The following is a 15,666-nucleotide window of genomic DNA, read 5'->3' on the forward strand; positions in this document are numbered from 1 at the left end:
CGCTGCGCGCCGCCGACGCCCTCGAGGAGGCGCGGGGCGACGTGCAGGAGCTCCAGGAGCAGGTGCGCGCGGGCGACTCGGCGGCGGCCGACAAGACCCTGGTGCAGCTGCAGGCGCACTCGTCGACGGCCGCGCGCTCGACCACGGGACCCGTCTGGACCCTCGCGCGCTCACTGCCGTGGGCCGGGCAGAACGTGCGCGCGGTCCAGACGGTGGCGGGTGCGGTCGACGACCTCGCCCAGAACGCGCTGCCGTCGCTCATGCAGGCCACGACGCTCGTGGACCCCACGGCGCTCGCCCCGGTCGACGGGCGGGTGGACCTGGCGCCCCTGCAGGAGGCCGCCCCCGCCATCGTCGCGGCCGACGACGCCGTGCAGATCACGGCCCAGCAGCTGGACGACCTCGACACGTCCGCGCTGCTCGCCCTCGTCGCGGAGCCCGTCGAGACCCTGCGCGACCAGGTGGCCGACGTCGCGGTGACCACGGCGACTGCAGCCCGCGCGGCACTGCTGGTGCCCGCGATGATGGGCGCCGACGGCCCGCGCGACTACCTGGTGCTCGTCCAGAACAACGCCGAGCAGCGCGCCACCGGCGGCATCCCCGGCTCGGTCCTGCACCTGCACGCCGAGGGCGGCGCGGTCACGGTGGTCGAAGAGCGAGCGGGCAGCTCGCTCAGCGGACTGCCCGAGCCGGCACTGCCCCTGACTGACGCGGAGTACGCGCTCTTCGGTCCGCTGCTGGGCACCGACATGCGCGACGTCACGTTCACGCCGGACTTTCCCCGCACCGGGGCACTGGCCAAGGCGATCTGGGAGCAGGAGGTCGGGGGCACGATCGACGGCGTCCTCTCGATGGATCCGGTCGCGCTGGGCCTGGTCCTGAAGGCGACCGGCCCCGTCACCCTCTCCGACGGCTCCACGCTCGACGGCGAGGACGCCGCGCAGCGGCTCCTCAACCAGGTCTATCTCGACCTCGAGGACAACAAGGACCAGGACTCCTTCTTCTCGGACACCTCCCGCTCGGTCTTCGCCGCCGTGGTGGGGGGCCAGGGAGACACCCCCGCGGTCATGGACGCGTTGGCGGAGGCCGCTCGCCAGGGCCGCCTCATGGTGTGGTCGGCCGACGAGGACGAGCAGGATCGACTCGCCCCCACCGTGCTTGGTGGAGCCCTCCGCGGGGTGGACGGCGACTCCGCCGTGATCGGCGTCTACCTCAACGACGGCACGCAGGCGAAGGTGGGCTACTACCTGGACCTCAGCATCGACGCGGAGGCCACGACGTGCCGCCCGGACGGCTCGCAGATCGTGCACGCCGTGGTCACGCTGACCTACGACGCACCGGCCGACGCTGCCGCGCTGCCCCCGTACCTGGTGGGGCTGGACAACATTGTGCCGCTGGGAGAAATTAGGACAAACCTCCTTATCTACGCTCCCGACGGCGGCGGTATCGAATCGGTTCGGGTGAAACCTGATCCGYAGGGTGTGAATGCTCAGGTCCACGACGATCTGGGTGTCGGGGCCCGCACATTTACGCTCAAACCGGGCGAGAGTGGGACGCTGGACATGCAGATCGTGACCGGCAAGAAACAAGCCGGAAACGTGCATATCCGATCGACCCCGACCGCCCGCCAAAAGGGTGAGGTAATCGTGGGTTCCGCGTGCGTGAACTAGCGGGTACGGTTGCCTCTAGTCACATCTCGACACACCTGTAACACGACCGTCCGGGGGGACACACACAATGAAGATTCGTCGCACCGCTCTGGTCGCTGTTGCTGCCGTGGCACTCGCGCTCGTCCCGTCCGCCGCCTTCTCTTATGGCGCTGGCGACTTCTCCAACAAGGGCACCGTGTCGGACACGACGCCCGCCGCCGGTGAGAGCTTCACCGTCACGGTGACCGGCCCCGCCGGCGCCTCGGTGACGCTGACCGTCACGAGCAACCCGGCGTCGCTGCCGGACTCGTCGATCACCATCGCCGGGACGAAGTCGCTGTCCAAGGTCACCAACGCCTCGGGCACCGCGGTCTTCACCGTCACGCTCAGCCAGGCCGGCACCTTCACGGTGGTTGCCACGGACACCGCCTCGGGCGCCGTCATCAGCACCCAGACCGTCTCGGTCGCTGCCGCTGCGGGCGCCGCTGGCAGCCTGAGCTCGACCGGTTCGAACGCGCTGCCGATCGCCCTGGGCGCCGGTGCGCTGGTCCTCGTCGGCGCCGGTGGCGTCGTCGTCGCCCGCCGTCGTCAGGCTGGCGCCGCGGCCTGAATGGCCTAGCACCTCACACGAGAGCCCCGCACCGGATGGTGCGGGGCTCTCGTGCGTCCGGGAGCGCTCTTGCGCGCCCCCGACTGCGGGCCCGAGATCCCGTACTGAGGTAGCGGCCGCAGGGCACCGCTCCCGCTGCCTGTGCAGTCGGCAGAACAGCGGCTGGAAGGCCTTCCGGTGCGACGCCTGGAGGACCGCCGCATGGCTGACGTCGGGCGGTGGTGTGCCGAGCGGCCGGGCTTCGCTCACGCAGGCGTTCCAGTCGGCATCACGGACCTCGAACGTCCCCCGGCGGCTGTCGAGGCCCGCCACGCATGACGACGGCCCCGGACCGTTGAGGTCCGAGGCCGTCGTGACGGTGCTTGTGGGTCAGCTCCCGGGGCGCTGGTGCTGGGCCGGAGCGTTCTGCGCCTGCTGACGGCGGAAGTCCTGCAGCTGTGTCTCGCTCAGCGAGTCTCCAGGCCAGAGCGTGGTGGGCCCGGTGACGGCGGTCGGCGACGTCGACTCCTGCACCTGCTGGGTGCGGCCGGTCGACGGCGTCTTGCGCTTCTTGCGGCTGGTCCGGCCCGAGTCGGCGGACGTGGCCGGAGTGGGCGTGTAGTCGTAGTACGCGTACTGGTCGCTCTGCTTGCGCTTCTGGCGGTTGACCACGATGCCGAGGATGCGGGCACCAACCGTCTCCAGTGCGCCCACGGACTCAGCCAGCTGGCTGCGGTGCAGCTTGTCCGCACCCACGACGAGCAGTGCGCCGCCCGTGAGCTTGGACAGGATCGCCGCGTCGGTGACGGGCAGCAGGGGAGCGGTGTCGACGATGACAACGTCGTACTGCGAGGTCAGCTTGTCCAGCAGGTGCGCCATGGCCAGCGACCCGAGCAGCTCGCTGGGGTTGGGCGGGATCTGGCCGGCCGGCAGCACGTGCAGGAAGCCGTTGCCCCAGGGCTGGATGACATCCTCGACGCTGGCGCGGCCGATGAGCACCGTGGTGAGTCCGACGTTGCCCTCGAGCCCCATGTACTTGGCCACGGACGGACGGCGCAGGTCGGCGTCGATCAGCGCGACCCGCGTGCCGGCGTCGGCCAGCGTGATGGCTACGTTGATCGACGTCGTCGACTTGCCCTCGCCGGGCAGCGACGAGGTGATGACGATCGACTGCGGGCGGTCGGCGATGTCGAGGAACTGCAGGTTCGTGCGCAGCCGCCGGAACGCCTCGGAGCGCTGGCTGTGCGGGCTGCTCTGCACGATCAAGGGGTGCTCGGGGGCATCCTCGTCGTTCGGGATGATGCCGATGACGGAGACGTCGGTGACGCGGGCGACGTCGGCGTCGGAGCGGACACGGGTGTTCAGTACCTCGCGGAGGACCGCGATGCCGACACCGATCACCAGGCCCACGAGCAGGCCGAGCGCGACGTTGAGCTTGAGGTTCGGGGATGAGGGGCCCTCGGGGGAGACCGCGTCGCGGACGATCGAGATCTTGACCGCCGATGCACCGCCACCGCTGGGCGTCTCGAGGTCGGCGATCACGGTCTTGAACTGCTTGCCGATCGCATCGGCCGTGGCCGCGGCGATCGCAGGGTTCTCGTCGGTCACCGTGACGTCGATGAGGGACGTGTTGAGCGGGGAGCTGGCGCTGACACGCGACGACAGGGTCTCCGTGCGCGCGTCCAGGCCCAGCTCTTCGATGACCGGCTGCAGGACGAGCGGGCTGGTGACCAGCTGTGTGTACGACGTCACCTGCTGGCGCGTGAAGTTGGCACCCTGCAGGAGGTCGCTGGAGGAGTCGCCGGACTTGACCGAGACGTAGAGCTGGGTGGTGGCTTCGTAGAGCGGCTTGGTGACCAGCGACCACGCGAAAGCGGCACCGACTCCGAGGGCGGCCAGCACAACGATGGACATCCATCGCTTGCGCAGAATGACCCAATAATCCTGAAGCTCCACTGCCCGTTCTCCCCTGCTCGTCAATACGCGGGCGCCAGTCTCTCATAGCCCGTGATCACGCGGATCTTCGGGTGAAAAGCGCTGAGCGCGGGCCGGTCCTCCTATATGCACTGTTCCTCGAATGGTGACCCCGACATGCCGATGTACGATTCGACCTACTCGTTTTCATCGGCGCTCAGCGCTGCGAAAACGGACATCGGGGGGAAATGTGATGAAACCGGACGCGTCAGCGCCCGCGACGAGCCGAGCTGTGCCATTTGTGCCGCAGCAGCTCGGGCGCTCGGCGGTCGTGCCGACCATCGTCACCAATCCCCGGTGGCGCGATCTCGCGGTTCGCCTCTGGGTGACAGACGCGGCCGCCGTGATGGTCGCCGTCGTCGTCGCCTACGTCGTGCGGTTCGACCACACCGGGCTCGCCTCCGTCTCCGGCGAGTTCTCGCCGTCCTACCTCTCGGTCTCCGTCGCGCTCGCCCTGGCTTGGCTTGCTGCCCTGGCGGTAGGACGCACACGCGACCGGCGGGTGCTCGGCAGCGGGCCGACCGAGTTCTCGCGCGTCTTCAACGTGACCTGGCGCCTGTTCGCCTCCGTCGCCGTCGTCGCCTACCTCCTGCGCATGGAGATCGGCCGTGGGTACCTGGGCTTCGCCGCACCGCTCGGGCTGGGCCTCATCCTCGCCGGTCGGGCATGGTGGCGACACTGGGTGCACACCCGGCGCGATGCGGGCGGCTACAAGTCCGGGATCCTCGTCATCGGGCACCGCGACAAGGCCGCCGGGCTGATCGCCGAGCTTCACAAGAACCCGCGCGTCGGGTTCGCCGTACTCGGAGTCTGCGTTCCCACCGGCGAGATCATCGAGGGTGAGCTCATCGGCGGAGTCCCCGTGCTCGGGGGGATGAACCGAGCCGCTGAGATCGCCGAGCGCGTGGGCGCGTCTGCGGTCGCGGTCACCGGTGCCGACGCGATCACCGCCGACACGGTGCGGCAGCTCGGCTGGGACCTCGAGGGCAAGGGGATCGACCTTGCGCTGACGCTCTCGCTGGTCGACGTGGCTGGGCCGCGCGTCCTCATGCAGCCGGTCAGCGGCCTGCCGCTGATGTACGTCGACGAGGTGCGATTCACGGGCGCCAAGTACATCGCCAAGTCGTTGTACGACTGGACCCTCGCCGCAGCGATCACCATCGTCCTGCTGCCGGTGCTCGCGGTGGTCGCGATCCTCGTCCGGGTCACCAGCCCGGGCCCGGTCCTCTACCGGCAGGAGCGGATCGGCAAGGACGGCCGTCGGTTCCGCATCTTCAAGTTCCGAACCATGGAAGCGGGGGCGGACAAGCGGCTCGTCGAGATCCTCGCCGAGCAGGGCATCGAGTCCGTCGGGTTGTTCTACAAGCCCAAGAACGACCCGCGGGTGACGCCGGTCGGGCGCGTGCTGCGCAAGTACTCGCTCGACGAGCTCCCGCAGCTGTTCAACGTCCTCATCGGCGACATGAGCCTGGTCGGTCCGCGCCCGCAGATCGACGCGGAGGTCGCGCAGTACGACCGCACCGCCCACCGCCGACTGCTGGTCAAGCCGGGGCTCACCGGGCTGTGGCAGGTCTCGGGCCGGTCGGGGCTCTCGCCCGAGGACGGGATCCGCCTCGACGTCAACTACGTGGAGAACTGGACGCTGTTCAGCGATCTGCTCATCCTCGTGCGGACGGTCAAGGTCGTTGTCTCGTCGGGTGGTGCCTATTGAGATCCGGGTCGCGACGACTGGGTGAGGACGGCACCGGGTGGTGGGTACTGGGGATCGTCGCCGCGCTCTGCGGCGGTGTGGTCGCCGCGACCGCACCGCTCGTCGCTCTGCTCGTGATCGGCTTCGCTGTTCTGGTAGCCGCCGGGCTCGTGCCGTCCGTCTCGATGGTCGTCCTGTTCACGACCTTGTTCCTCGTTCCGGCAAAGGTGATGGTCGACGTCCCCGGCCGCGTCGTCGACTGGGTGATCGTCTCCGCGACGGTCGTCGTTGCCTCTGGCGCCGTGCGAAGAATCGTGGCGCGGGGCGCACCCGCCCCCTGGAGCTCAGCGGGAGTCTTTGCTGTGCTCGCCCTCGGGGCGGCCACCCTTCTCGGTTGGAGCGGCTTCGGGAACTTCTTCACGGTCGCCTTCCCCCTCGTGGCGACCCTGTTCATCGCCTGGGGTGCGGCGGCAGACGCACAGGCACACCCGCAGTCACTGACGCGCGCCGTCAACGTCCTCCTCGGCGTCAGCGTGGTGCTCGCAGGTCTGGCCGCGGTTGAGCGCGTCACCGGGATCAACCCGGTCCAGTCCCTCATCCCGGCACTCGACTACGGAACGTTCCCCGGCCGCTCGGCCACGATCATGTCGCACCCCATCGTCTACGGCGGGTTCTGCATGGTGATGCTCGTGGTGGCGCTGTTCGACGGGCAGCGGCGTTCGTGGATCTTTGCAGCGGCGAACGTCGCGGGCCTGGTCCTCAGCGGCGCCCGCAGCGCGTGGCTCGGGGCCGCGATCGCAGTCGTGGTCGGGTACCTGGTCACCCGGCGCAAGACGAGCATGCGAGGCATCCTGGCAGTGTGCGCGGCGCTTCTCGCTGCGGTTGTCGCCGTCCAGGCGCTTCCGGACGTTGCCCGGAGCGTCGTCGAGACGGTGGTCTACCGGCTCACGTCATCGGAGTCCCTGGCGTCTGCGGGCGCAAGGACCGTGCGGATCGACGCGGCCTGGGACAGCATCACCGAGAGTCTCGCGACGTTCGTCGCGGGACATGGGCCCGGGGCGACGACGGAGTTCTTCACCCAGTACCGCGTCGGGGATGGGCTCGCCAACGTCTTCGACAACAGCTACCTCACGCTGTGGAACGACTTCGGGCTGGTAGCCACGGCCGCGTTCGTCTTTCTGCTGCTCGCTGCGATGGTGCGCCCGGGAGCCATGGCCGGCCGACTTGTCCTGCTGGCTGTTGCCGTCCAGGCATGCCTGTTCGACGTGTACGCCTGGCCCGCTGCGCTGGGCGGTATCGCGCTCGGTGTCGCGCTGAGGGTGCAACCGCGCCAGGCGGTAGCGCCACCCAGCCGGTCCGGATCGGCAGACGAGGCCCGGGACGCGGAGCCTGCGATGCCCGCAGCTCGCGTCCTTGAGGTCACCCGGTGAGTGCGGCCCCTGCGGCGCCAGCTGCCGGTCGAGTGGCCGTCGTGGTCGTCGCCTTCGGGCAGGCGGACATGGTCCTGGGCTGCATACGGTCCGTTCAGCTTCACGGAGGATCGACCGTTGCGTCGATCCATGTGGTGGACAACGGGTCACCGGACGACACGGCCGCGCGGGTCGCGCACGATCACCCCGAGGTTGATCTCCACCTGCGGCCCGACAACCCGGGTTTCTCGGTCGCCAACAACGTGGTGCTGCGAACGGTGCGCGACGAGTACGTCCTCCTGCTCAACCCTGACGCCGAGCTGGCCGCTGGGACTCTCCAGCACCTCGTGCGCGTGCTTGACGAGTCTCCGGACATCGGCGTCATCGGGTGCCGACTCGTCTTGGCCGACGGATCTCTCGACCACGCCGCGAAGCGCAACGTTCCCGAACCGCTCACGGCCCTTCGCTACTTCATGCTCCGTGCAGTAGGTCGTCGCGGAAGCGGATATGTGGCGCCGGACGTCGAACCCGACGGGCTCGGTGATGTCGACGCGGTGAACGGTGCCTTCATGCTCGTGCGGAGGAGCGCGATGGACCAGGTCGGGCTCCTCGACGAAGCCTTCTGGATGTACGGCGAGGACCTCGACTGGTGCGTGCGATTCCGCTCCGCGGGCTGGCGGGTCGTCTACGACGGACGGGTCACGGCCCTGCACCTGAAGGGCGGAGCAGTGGGAGGGGCGCGTCCCCTCCGGCTCAACTTTCACTTCCACCGCAGCATGGCGATGTTCTACGCAAAGCATCAGTCGAACGGCAACCTCGTCGCGGACGCCGTCATCCGCACCGGGATCTGGACGCGTTTCCTCCTCGTGTGGGCCTCGAACGCGGCCGGTGCGCTGGTGCGCCGGCTGACGCGGAGCGCGTCGTGAAGGAGGAGATCCCCAGGATCAGCGTGGTCGTCCCGACGAAGAACCGCCTGGCCACGCTTGATCGCGCCGTGCGTTCTGTGCTCGAGCAGACCGTCCCCGTCGCTGAGGTGGTGGTCGTCGACGACGGTTCGACCGACGGCACCGCGGAGTACCTGCGGGATCTGGCGCTGGCCGACGCGCGGGTCGTGCCGATCTTCTTGGCCACCTCGGGTGGCGCGGCCGCGGCACGCAACATCGGCGTCGCACGCTCCACCGGCGAGCTGATCGCCTTCCAGGACAGCGACGACGCCTGGCGTCCAGCATTCGTCGAGACTCTGCTCCCCGCCGTGGCCAGGCGTTCCCGGGTGGTTGCGTTCTGCTCGCACTCGCTGCACGGCCTGGACGGGGCCGAGCTGGTCGTGCCGGCGGGCCGTGTCAGTCATGTCCGGACCGAGCTTCTCTATCGGAACCCGATCTCGACGCAGACCGCTTTGGTGGACGCGGCCCTTCTCCGTGGCCAACGTGCGTTCGACCCTGAGCTGCGGCGCTTCCAGGACTGGGATCTCTGGCTGCACCTTCGGGCAGACCCCACCGTGGAGTTCGTCCACGTCGATGAAGTGCTCGTCGACGTACGCAGGATGCCCGACAGCATCTCGCACGGGTCGCGGACGGTCCGTGCGGCCGCCTTGCGCACGATCTTCAAGCGGTATCGCCGCAGCTTCCTGCGTCATCCGCGAGCGGCGGCGCGCCTGGTCGCTCGCGCGTACCTACGGTGACCGCGGAGGAGGCGCTTGATCCAGCCCTCCGCGGTGAGATGAGGTGCCCGGTGCGAGCGCATGTCGTCGAACGCTTGCACGACACGCGACCTCGGCGTCAGGCGAGGAGTGAGCGAGACGGTGAGAGGTGGCCTCGTGAGGCGTGAAGCCATGAGGGACCCCGAGCGTCCCCAGATCGTGTATTTCCGGGTGCCTACCCCCCCGTACCCCAGGAGCCAGCGGATCAGCGACTTTCTCGCGCGTCACGACATAGCCGTGAGCACCGTCGTCGGGCGCAAGTTCGCTGGGATGCGAAGCGTGAAGGACTTGCTCGACGACTTTCGGCAGCTGTGGATGCTGACGCAACGCGGTAAGTACGTGATTCTGGCCGAGCTGCAGATCCGCTACGCGGCGATCGTCGTACTGATCGTGAGGATCCGAGGGGCGAAGCTTGTCGTAGACAACTTCGTCGGGTTGGAGGAGACGGTCGACGACCGCGCAGGGGACAGCTCAGGGGCGTCGATCCGTCGCATGGTTGCCCGGGCCCTCGACGACGTTGCCCTCCGAGGTGCGGACTGGGTGCTGGTCGACACCGATCTCCGACGCGAGCACGTCGTCGCTCGGGGTCGGGCATCGGCACGTCGCGTCCTCACCCTTCCGGTAGGTGCACCAGCGTGGGCGCGCACCGGGTCGCCGATCGTTCTCGGGGAGAGAATGCGCGTCCTCTACTACGGCAACTACATTCCGCTGCACGGTGTGGAGCATCTCGTGCGCGCGGTCCGTGACGTCGAGTTCCCCGTCGAGTTGACGCTCGTCGGCGACGGCGAGACGAGGAAGCGCATCGAGGAGCTCGTCGACACCTTCGGGAGTGCGCGGGATCGGTTCGTCTTTCTCCCCCCCGTGCCCGAAGGGGAGCTGGGTCCGCTGCTGCAGGAGCACGATGTCGTGGCGGGCATATTCGGAGGCTCGACCAAGGCGTCGTCCGTCATCGCCAACAAGGTGTGGCAGGGGCTCTCGATGGATCGCTGGGTCGTCACCCGTCGGTCCGAGGCCCTGGGGGAGATCGCAGCCGTTGCCGATGCCTGGCTGGTGCAGGTCGAACCGGAGGATGCGACGGCGATCGGGCGTGCGCTCGGCGAGATCCGGACCGCGTCTGCTCGCGGGCCCGTGGGTGCGGGCGCCGCGCTCGAGGAGTACGTGGAGCGGCGATACGTCGAGGCGTTCTCTTCGATGGGGCTCGTCGGTGCCTGACCGGTGCGGCCGGAGGACGGCGTGACGGCGCGGCCCGACGACGCTTCGCCCGAGGTCGAGCGCTCCCGCAGGATGGCTCTCCGCGCCCTCGGGTTCGTCCTCGTGAGCGTCGCGGGGGCGGTCGCGCCCCTCGTCGTCCTCCCCGCACTGACATCGCGGTTCGGCGCAGCGGGATGGTCGAGCATCGCTATCGGGATGTCCATCGGGTCGGCGGCTGCAGTGATCTGCGAGCTGGGCTACGGACTCTCCGGGCCGATGATGATCTCGCGGGCGCGTGGGCGGGCTCGTCTGGCGGCCTTCCAGATCTCGCTGCGGGCGCGCGTCCTGGCCCTCCTTCCCGCGGCAACGCTCGGGGCGGCCTTGTCCTTTGCCCTGGCCGCGGACTTCAAGGCCGAGGCCGCGGCCACGGCCGTAGCGTTCTCGGCCCTCGGCCTCGCCAACACGTGGTTCTTTGTCGGGACCGGGCGACCTTTCGCCCTCCTCCTCTGCGACACCCTCCCTCGAGTCGGCCTGACGGTCGCTGCTGCGGTCTCGCTGAACAACGGCGCTCCACTGTGGGCCTATCCCTTGTCGATAGGCGTTGCAGGCGTCTTGGCTCCGCTGCTCGGAGGGAGGTGGGCCTCGAGAGGTGAGCCTCGGCTCAGACTTCGGCTCGGGCCGCGTCGGCTGTTCGGCGTCATCGCCTTTCAGGGGCACGCGACGAGCGGACGGCTCGCGAGCTCCGTGTACATCGCTCTGCCCGTCGCCCTTGTCGCGCTGACCAGCCCCCAGAGCGTTGCCGTGTTCGCAGCCGCCGAGCRACTCCAACGGATGGTTCTCACGGGCCTTCAGGTGCTGCCGAACGTCGCGCAGCCCTGGGTGGGCGCATCATCTCGACGCGACGAGCGGACTCGGCGCGCGACCCGAGCAACTCAGGTGATGGCGATCGTGGGCATCGGCACCGCTCTCGTCTACGTCGCTGTGTTTCCGGTAGTGATCGGAGTGCTCTTCTCAAGCACGATCGATGTGCCCCACATCGTCGTGTGGCTCAGCTTCCTGGTGATCTCGTTGACCAGCGTCTCGAGGGGAGTTGGGGGCCTGGTGCTGGTGGCTCTCTCTCGTGTCCCCGCGATCGCCCGAAGCGCTTATCTGGGCCTGACGGTCGGGGTCGTCGCGATTCCGGTGGGAGCCGCGCTGTTCGGTGCCGCAGGAGGGATGGCCGGCGAAGTGCTGGCTGAAGCATCGGTGCTCGGTGCGCAGCTGCGCGCTGCTTCGCGGGCTCGCAAGTCATGAGGTGCATCGCCAGCTGGCGTGTTCGGTCGGATGAGGACCTCCCGTTGCCCGCGGACCAGGTCCCCGCCCAGGTCACGTCGGGGGCGTAGACGGGCCCGCTGGGCACGCCGAGATCGACGCCGGAGGTGGGAACCGGGGCGCGGTTCGGCCGCCGGMCTTCGCAACATGTCACCCGCGGTGGAGTGCGCCCCGCCGATACAGTTCCCACAGATCCCACGCCCACAGGAAGAGACGACATGCGCCTCTCTGTCATCGGTTGCGGCTACCTCGGTGCCGTCCACGCCGCGAGCATGGCCCAGCTCGGCCACGACGTCATCGGCATCGACGTCGACACCAAGAAGATCGACGCCCTCCGCGAAGGCCGCGCGCCGTTCTACGAGCCGGGCCTGCCGGAGCTGCTCACCGAGGCGGGCGCGACGGGTCGGCTGAGCTTCAGCACGGACATGGCGGACGCGCACGGAGCGGACGTCCACTTCATCTGCGTCGGTACCCCGCAGGTGCACGGGGAGTTCCGCGCGGACCTGACGTACGTGAACTCGGCGGTCGAGGCGCTGCGTCCGCACCTGCGGGCAGGGGACGTGGTTGCCGGCAAGTCGACGGTGCCGGTCGGCACGGCGGAGGCCATCGCGGAGTCGCTTCAGGGCACGGGCGCGATCCTCGTCTGGAACCCGGAGTTCCTGCGCGAGGGCTTCGCGGTGAAGGACACGCTGCACCCTGACCGGCTGGTCTACGGGGTCCCGACGGACGAGGACGGGGAGCCGACGCCGGAGGGTGCGAAGGCGAAGGACATCCTCGACGAGGTCTACGCGACCCCGCTGTCGGAGCACACCCCGCTGGTGATCACCGACTACGCGACCGCGCAGCTGGTGAAGGTCGCGGCCAACTCGTTCCTCGCCACCAAGATCTCCTTCATCAACGCCATGGCTGAGCTGTGCGAGGCCACGGGGGCGGACGTGACGCGGCTGGCGGACGCGATCGGGTACGACGCTCGGATCGGTCGACGCTTCCTCAATGCCGGCCTCGGGTTCGGCGGCGGGTGCCTGCCCAAGGACATCCGCGCGTTCATGGCGCGTGCCGGCGAGCTCGGCGTGAGCGACGCGCTGTCGTTCCTGCGGGAGGTCGACTCCATCAACATGCGCCGCCGGGTCCGGATGGTCGACCTGGCGCGTGAGGTGTGCGACGGCTCGATCGTCGGCAAGAAGGTCGCCGTGCTCGGTGCCGCGTTCAAGCCGGACTCCGACGACGTGCGCGACTCGCCGGCCCTCTCGGTGGCCGCCCAGATGCAGCTGCAGGGCGCCCATGTCACGGTCACCGACCCGCAGGCGGTCCCCAACGCCGCCGCCAAGTGGCCGGACCTGCACTTCGCGGCCACCGCGCTGGAGGCGGCGAAGGACGCGGACGTGGTGCTCCTTGCCACGGAGTGGTCCGAGTACCGGGAGATCGACCCGGACGACCTGGCGAAGGTCGTCGCGCACAAGCGGATCCTCGACGGCCGCAACGTGCTCGAGCCTGCGGTGTGGCGTGCGGCGGGCTGGACGTATCGCGCGCTGGGCCGTCCCTGACCGTGGCGCGCAAGGGGGCGCTCGGCTGGGTGCTCGTCGTGCTCGGCGTCGCACTGGCTGTCGTCGCGGTGCTGCTGGCAGTGCGCCCGGACCGGGGTCTCCAGCCGTGGTCGCCCGACGGGGCCGACCCGCAGGAGTACGCGTCGCAGCTGGTCGCCGAGACCAACGACGCGCGCGCCGACGAGGGGCTGCCGGCGCTCGCGGTCTCGCAGTGCGCGGCCGGCGAGGCGGACCTGCGGGCGGAGGCGCTGGTGGGTGAGGAGCTGGAGCACGCGTCGATGACCGCGGTGCTCGAGGCGTGCCCGCCGTCGACGGTGGCGGCCGAGAACCTGTCCCGCGCGGCCGCGACGCCGCACGACGTCGCCGACGCCTGGCTGGCCTCGGCGGGGCATCGCGCCAACCTGCTGGACCCGAGCCTGGAGCAGGTGGGCATCGGCTGCCTGCTCGACGACGGGGAGATGCTCTGCTCCCAGGTGTTCCTCGGCCCGTAGTCAGCCGGCCGCGACGGGTTCCCGCCGACGGGTGCGGGCCGCCAGCAGGAGCCCGACGCCCACCGCCGCGCCCAGGGTGTTCGCGACGAGGTCGCGCACGTCGGCCACGCGCTCGGGCAGGAACAGCAGCTGCGCCAGCTCGATGGCCACCGACGTGGCGAGGCCGAGCCCGACGACCGTCCCCGGGCGGAGCCGGGTGAGCAGCCCGACCAGGAGGCCGAACGGCACGAAGAGCACGATGTTGGCGAGGAACTCGGTGGCGCTGTACGTGAGCGGGAACCCGTGGGACCCGAGCCAGGCGAGCAGGGTGCGTACCACGTCGAAGCCGTCGTCGGGCCCGAGCCGGGGCCAGAGGGTCACGCGCGCCAGGCCCACGAGGTAGACGACGAACAGCGCCGTCTGCACCCTGCGCGTGGTCATGCGGGCTCAGGCCTGCGGACCAGCAGCGACAGCCCCACCCCGATCGCCGCGCCGAGGGAGTTGCCCAGCACGTCTCGGGCCGACGGCTGCCGGTAGGACAGCCCGAACGCCTGCACGGCCTCGATCCCGACCGACAGGGCCACCAGCGCGACGAGCACCGCCCACCAGCGTCGGCGGGGGACCAGCAGGGCGCCCAGCAGCCCGAGCGGGACGAAGAGGGCGATGTTCGCGGCGAACTCGGCGGCGTGCACGTTGAGCCTCTCGGGCAGGCCGAGCACGTGCAGGCGCCCGAGGCCGCGGGCGATCGGCGCGTCGAGGGCGTCGTGCAGGTGCCACGGGTTGAGCACGAGCACCGCCGCGACCAGGAGGACGGCGACGAGCAGCCCGATCACCACCCGCCGCTGCCGCTCGTCCATGCCGACAGGGTACGGGCAAGTTTCCTTACGCAAGGTAATGAGTTAGAGTAAGGATCATGCCCTCAGCCTCTGCCCTCGCCGGTGAGCTCCGTATCGCCGTCGGCCGGGCGTCCCGGCGCATCCGGGCAGAGCGCGGCGAGGCCGGCCTGACAGACCCGCAGTTCACGGTGCTGGCGTGGCTGACCAAGGACGGCCCCCTCACCCCGGGGCAGCTGGCCGAGCGCGAGCGGATCCAGCCGCCGTCGATGACCCGCACGGTCAACGGCCTGGTGGAGCTGGGCCTCGTCGCCAAGTCGGAGCACCCGACGGACGGCCGGCAGGTCGTCGTCACCCTGACGGAGGCCGGCGTCGCCGAGGTCAACGAGACCCGCCGACGGCGCGACGCGTGGCTGGCTGAGCGCCTCAGCAAGATGACCAAGGACGAGCGCACGCTGCTCGCCGACGCCGCCGAGCTGCTGCGGAGGATCGCCGCCTCATGAGTCCCACGTTCTCCTCGCTGAAGTTCCGGAACTACCGGCTGTGGTTCGCCGGGGCGCTGGTGGCGAACGTGGGCACCTGGATGCAGCGCGTCGCCCAGGACTGGCTGGTGCTCACCGAGCTGACCGACGAGTCGGGCGTGGCCGTCGGTATCACCACCGCCCTGCAGTTCGCCCCGGTGCTCCTGCTGTCCCCGTACGCCGGCCTGCTGGCGGACCGGGTGGACCGGCGCAAGCTGCTCATGGCCACGCAGGTGGGCCAGGGGGTGCTCGCCGCGGGGCTGGGTGTCCTGGTCCTCAGCGGCCACGCGCAGCTGTGGCAGGTGTACCTGTTCGCGCTGATGCTCGGGTGCGTCACCGCCATCGACGGACCGGTGCGCCAGACGTTCGTCGCGGAGCTGGTGCCGGCGTCCAAGCTGGCCAACGCGGTGGGCCTGAACAGTGCGTCGTTCAACGCGGCCCGGCTGATCGGTCCGGGCGTCGCGGGCCTGCTCATCGCGGCCGTCGGCACCGGCTGGGTGTTCCTCATCAACGCGGTGACGTTCTTCGCGACGATCCTCGCGCTCACCCGCATGCGGACGTCCGAGCTCAGCCCCATGCCCACCACCGCGCGGGCCAAGGGCCAGCTGCGCGAGGGCATCGCCTACGTGCGCGGCCGCAGCGACATCCTCGTGATCATGGTGGTCGTCGGTGTGGTCTCCACGTTCGGCCTCAACTTCCAGCTGACCAGCGCCATGATGGCGCGCAGCGAGTTCGGCAAGGGCGCGGGGGAGTACGGGATCCTCGGGTCGGTGCTCGCCATCGGCT

The 15,666-nt window shown here is 69.8% G+C and carries 15 protein-coding genes; 12 read left to right on the forward strand and 3 right to left on the reverse strand.

Annotated features, from left to right (window positions below; translation table 11 throughout):
• A partial coding sequence (locus tag AC1DUQ_RS04725) for a DUF4012 domain-containing protein (RefSeq protein ID WP_477073459.1) occupies window positions 1-1,670 on the forward strand: 1,670 nt, incomplete at its 5' end.
• A 67-nt stretch (window positions 1,671-1,737) separates the two neighbouring features.
• On the forward strand, window positions 1,738-2,259 hold the full coding sequence (locus AC1DUQ_RS04730; protein WP_477060074.1) for an LPXTG cell wall anchor domain-containing protein: 522 nt from the start codon (window positions 1,738-1,740) through the stop codon (window positions 2,257-2,259).
• Between the two features lie 369 nt (window positions 2,260-2,628).
• Here the strand turns inward: AC1DUQ_RS04730 and AC1DUQ_RS04735 are convergent, their stop codons facing one another.
• On the reverse strand, window positions 2,629-4,152 hold the full coding sequence (locus tag AC1DUQ_RS04735; RefSeq protein ID WP_477073460.1) for a tyrosine-protein kinase domain-containing protein: 1,524 nt from the start codon (window positions 4,150-4,152) through the stop codon (window positions 2,629-2,631).
• 292 nt (window positions 4,153-4,444) lie between these two features.
• On the opposite strand from AC1DUQ_RS04735, the gene AC1DUQ_RS04740 reads away from it, so the two are divergent.
• From AC1DUQ_RS04740 to AC1DUQ_RS04775, 8 genes are all read left to right on the forward strand, one after another.
• On the forward strand, window positions 4,445-5,923 hold the full coding sequence (locus tag AC1DUQ_RS04740) for a sugar transferase (protein ID WP_477060076.1): 1,479 nt from the start codon (window positions 4,445-4,447) through the stop codon (window positions 5,921-5,923).
• Complete coding sequence (locus AC1DUQ_RS04745; RefSeq protein ID WP_477073461.1) at window positions 5,920-7,332, forward strand: O-antigen ligase family protein; 1,413 nt, start codon at window positions 5,920-5,922, stop codon at window positions 7,330-7,332. The genes AC1DUQ_RS04740 and AC1DUQ_RS04745 overlap by 4 nt, the downstream gene beginning before the upstream one ends.
• Window positions 7,333-7,373: 41 nt before the next feature.
• A complete protein-coding gene (locus tag AC1DUQ_RS04750; protein WP_477060078.1) occupies window positions 7,374-8,237 on the forward strand; it encodes a glycosyltransferase family 2 protein in 864 nt (287 codons plus the stop codon).
• Window positions 8,234-8,992, forward strand: a complete 759-nt coding sequence (locus AC1DUQ_RS04755) for a glycosyltransferase family 2 protein (RefSeq protein ID WP_477060079.1) — start codon at window positions 8,234-8,236, stop codon at window positions 8,990-8,992. The genes AC1DUQ_RS04750 and AC1DUQ_RS04755 overlap by 4 nt, the downstream gene beginning before the upstream one ends.
• Window positions 8,993-9,127: 135 nt before the next feature.
• Window positions 9,128-10,222 (forward strand): glycosyltransferase, encoded by a 1,095-nt coding sequence (locus AC1DUQ_RS04760; protein ID WP_477073462.1) that lies wholly within the window; start codon window positions 9,128-9,130, stop codon window positions 10,220-10,222.
• A 21-nt stretch (window positions 10,223-10,243) separates the two neighbouring features.
• Window positions 10,244-11,494, forward strand: coding sequence for a hypothetical protein (locus AC1DUQ_RS04765; RefSeq protein ID WP_477073463.1), 1,251 nt, complete (start codon window positions 10,244-10,246; stop codon window positions 11,492-11,494).
• Between the two features lie 236 nt (window positions 11,495-11,730).
• On the forward strand, window positions 11,731-13,056 hold the full coding sequence (locus tag AC1DUQ_RS04770; protein ID WP_477060082.1) for a UDP-glucose dehydrogenase family protein: 1,326 nt from the start codon (window positions 11,731-11,733) through the stop codon (window positions 13,054-13,056).
• 2 nt (window positions 13,057-13,058) lie between these two features.
• Entirely contained in the window at window positions 13,059-13,547 is a 489-nt protein-coding gene (locus AC1DUQ_RS04775; protein ID WP_477060083.1) for a CAP domain-containing protein, read from the forward strand.
• On the opposite strand, the gene AC1DUQ_RS04780 is transcribed toward AC1DUQ_RS04775, so the two are convergent.
• Together AC1DUQ_RS04780 and AC1DUQ_RS04785 are read right to left on the reverse strand one after the other, a co-directional pair.
• Complete coding sequence (locus AC1DUQ_RS04780) at window positions 13,548-13,967, reverse strand: VanZ family protein (RefSeq protein ID WP_477060084.1); 420 nt, start codon at window positions 13,965-13,967, stop codon at window positions 13,548-13,550.
• Window positions 13,964-14,383 carry a VanZ family protein gene (locus tag AC1DUQ_RS04785; RefSeq protein WP_477060085.1) on the reverse strand — a complete coding sequence of 140 codons (420 nt, stop codon included), beginning with the start codon at window positions 14,381-14,383 and terminating at the stop codon, window positions 13,964-13,966. The genes AC1DUQ_RS04780 and AC1DUQ_RS04785 overlap by 4 nt, the downstream gene beginning before the upstream one ends.
• 56 nt (window positions 14,384-14,439) lie before the next feature.
• Between AC1DUQ_RS04785 and AC1DUQ_RS04790 the strand changes: the two genes are divergently transcribed.
• The gene (locus tag AC1DUQ_RS04790; protein ID WP_477060086.1) at window positions 14,440-14,862 is read left to right on the forward strand and encodes a MarR family winged helix-turn-helix transcriptional regulator; all 423 of its coding nucleotides are present in this window, start codon (window positions 14,440-14,442) and stop codon (window positions 14,860-14,862) included.
• A partial coding sequence (locus AC1DUQ_RS04795) for an MFS transporter (protein WP_477073464.1) occupies window positions 14,859-15,666 on the forward strand: 808 nt, incomplete at its 3' end. The genes AC1DUQ_RS04790 and AC1DUQ_RS04795, both read left to right, overlap by 4 nt.

It is taken from the genome of Cellulomonas sp. P4_B5_2 (assembly GCF_056402235.1).